General features: G+C 40.7%; 3 protein-coding genes. All 3 read right to left on the bottom strand.

From position 1 onward, the window contains the following. Nucleotides 1–1,197, bottom strand: a 1,197-nt coding sequence (locus AC3LHT_RS04045; protein ID WP_488662057.1) for a DAK2 domain-containing protein, incomplete at its 3' end; no start/stop codon positions are given. 16 nt (nucleotides 1,198–1,213) lie between these two features. Further along, nucleotides 1,214–1,555 (bottom strand): Asp23/Gls24 family envelope stress response protein, encoded by a 342-nt coding sequence (locus tag AC3LHT_RS04040; RefSeq protein ID WP_290645765.1) that lies wholly within the window; start codon nucleotides 1,553–1,555, stop codon nucleotides 1,214–1,216. After that, the coding region (gene dxs, locus AC3LHT_RS04035) for a 1-deoxy-D-xylulose-5-phosphate synthase (protein WP_488662056.1) at nucleotides 1,491–3,163 on the bottom strand (1,673 nt) is incomplete at its 5' end. The genes AC3LHT_RS04040 and dxs, both read right to left, overlap by 65 nt.

Genomic DNA, 3,163 nt, shown 5'->3' with positions numbered 1-3,163 from the left:
ATTGACGTGCTTTTTGAGTATAAGTACTTGTTTGTTTGGATTGTTGGGTAAAACAATTACATTCTCTGAATTAAGCCGTTCAATAGCCTGGAACAAGTCCTTCAAGCTCGGGTTCATCGTCTGTCCACCCTTGATTATGTAGTCAACTCCAAGACTTTTCATTATCTCACTAAGGCCATCTCCAGGTGAGACCGCAACGATTCCGTGTTTTTTGCCGATGCCATATGTCTCTTTTTCCTCAATTTTCGCATCAACTATATGATCGTGCTGGATTTTCATGTTATCGATTTTCACTTTTTGAAGTTCTCCGTGCTTAAGAAATTCTTCTATAACATCGCCCGGATGATCAGTATGGACATGGATTTTGATTAGATCATCTTGATTCACGGCAACGATAGAATCACCCATGGACTCCAGATATTTTTTTAAAGAGTCAATAACTTCGTCAGTTCCACCATTTTTATCTCTTAACTTTATTATGAGTTCGGTGCAATAGGAATATTTTATTTCCTCACGAACAAATTCCACGATCTGCTCTGCCGAAACTGCTGTGGCGGCAGGTGTTTCTAGCAGTTCAGTCTCTATTTGCCCGAGTGCGGCCAGCTTAAATCCTTCAATAATATAAGCCAGTCCCTTTGCCCCAGCATCTACCACACCAGCTTCCTTCAATTTATCAAGCATTTCAGGCGTTTCATCCACCGTTTTAAAGGCAATTTCGGTTAACCGAGTAAAGTAGTCTTCAAATTCCTCGATTTCCATCAATTCCGAAAGAGCCTTTTCTGCTAGCACCCTTATCACTGTAAGCATAGTCCCTTCAACGGGTTTCATCACAGACTTATATGCTACTTCTTTTGATTTCAAAAGGCATTCACTAAATGCCTTAGTTGTAAGGTATTTACGTTCCTTTGTGCCTTCTGCGAAACCCCTGAAAATCTGAGATAGAATAACACCAGAATTGCCACGTGCTCCCATTAGCATTCCTTTTTTCACCGCATCCACAACCTGATCGAGATCTGTTGAGTTGAGTTGTTTCAGATATTCCACAGCTTCAAGAACTGCGGCGCTCATATTGGAACCCGTATCACCATCCGGCACTGGAAAAACATTTAGAGCGTTTATCTCATCTTTATTAACGAGCAAACGCTCAGCGGCTTTTTTGAAAGCAACAATAAAGAACTTGCCGTTGAGTCGTTTCATTTAACCGCGCCTCCTATTAGTCCTGTAGTCCAACAACATAGACGTTTACCTTTACATTATTGGCCTCGGTTAGCAATTTCAGCCTGTGAAAGACGTTCTCCTGAATATTCGTAACGACCGTTGGGATTCTGACTCCATATTCAAGCACCAATTCAATGTTAATTTCCAGCGTTCCATCAATCTCTTCGGTTACCTTTATCCCATGTTTTTCCTCTGCACCAAGTATCCTCGCCAAAAAACCTTGTTGGGGTGATCCAACATTAACAGGGCCATAGGACTCTTGGACAACCTTCTTAACAATCGAGCTTATGGTCTGTAAAGTTATTTCGATCTTTCCGTATTCCGTAGTTATAAGCATTCATTTCACCTCGCAATTTCTTAATTGTACTTTCTATGCCCTCAAAATCAAGGCCGTGGTCTTTTAATATTTCCATTCTGCTTCCGTGCTCAGAGAATTTGTCATCAATACCCATTATATGGAATCTTCCATTGTAGTTTTTTGAACTTGCATAAAGCATAACTGAACTCCCAAATCCACCGAGTCTTATCCCTTCCTCTATAGTCACTATAAGCTTGTTATCTTTCAAAATCATATCGAGCGCGTTTATATCAAGGGGTTTAATAGCCCTACAGTTGTACATATTCAGCCCATACTTTGCTGCAATTTCTCTTGCAGGCTGAACCATGCTGCCAGTTGCGAGAATTGCTATCTTTTCCCTGCCTTCAATTAGTTTTTCCCATTTCCAGGGGTTTATTTTCGATATGTTTTCGACTATTTCAGACAGTATTCCATATTCAGACTGTCTCGGATATCGAACCGCAACGGGTCCTGTAAGCTCTTCATACAGCAAAAGGCTGTAAAATATATTTGCAAGTTCTTGAAGGTTCGACGGGGCAAGGATTTTCATATTTGGAATCGTGTTTAAATATGCTATATCAAAAACTCCATTGTGTGTAGCCCCATCGTGACCAACAATTCCGGCACGATCCACTGCAAAAATTACAGGCAATTTTTGCAACGCTATATCATGGATGAGCTGATCATAAGCCCGTTGCAAAAAGGTTGAATAAACGGCAAAAATTGGCTTTGCGCCTTTTACTGAGAGCCCGCCTGCAAAAGTAGCGCAGAGTTGCTCTGTAATTCCAAGGTCATAAAACCTTCCCGGGTATTTTTGGGCAAATTCCGTTAGTCCTGTCCCATCTGGCATGGCAGCAGTAATCGCAACTATTCGTGTGTCTTTTTCAGCCAGTTTTGTAATAACATTTCCAAAAACTTTGCTATATGTAATTAGCGAATCGTTGTATATTTTTTCGCCTGTTTCAGGGTCAATTTTTGAAACGCTATGAAACTTCGTTGGATCTTTTTCAGCATATTCTAAGCCTTTTCCCTTCTGAGTTACAACATGAATCAAAAAGGCTTCGTCAAATTCCTTTACTGTCTTGAAAATGGCCTCCATTTCTTTGATATTGTGTCCATCAACGGGTCCAACATAGTTAAGGCCAAAATCCTCAAAAACATTATCGCCAAGAAAAGTATGCTTTATTCCGTCTTTTATTCTCGAAAGCAAATTTTCGAGTCTTTTCATGTGCATGGTTTCAAGCGTTCCTTTGATATCTTCTTTAATTTCCCTATAAACCGGATTCAACCTCAAGTCTGTGAGCGTTATTGAAAGTGCCCCTACATTCTTGCTGATACTCATGGCATTATCGTTTAGAACGATTTTCAGTTTTGAACCTAATTGTTTTATTTGGTTTATCGCTTCAAGGCTTATTCCAGAAGTCAACGCTCCATCACCGATCACGACAACGATGTTTTTCTTCTCATTTGCCATGGAGAGAGCCCTCTCAATTCCGAGAGCCGCTGGAATCCCGGTACCAACATGCCCCGCACCAAATACGTCATACTCGCTTTCTTCGCGTTTCAGAAAACCACTTATACCTCCTTTTTGACGCAGGGTTTCAACCT

The sequence above is a fragment of the Kosmotoga sp. genome, assembly GCF_982836095.1.
The sequence above is the reverse complement of the archived record's forward strand: the minus strand, read 5'-3'. Positions and strand labels throughout refer to the sequence as shown.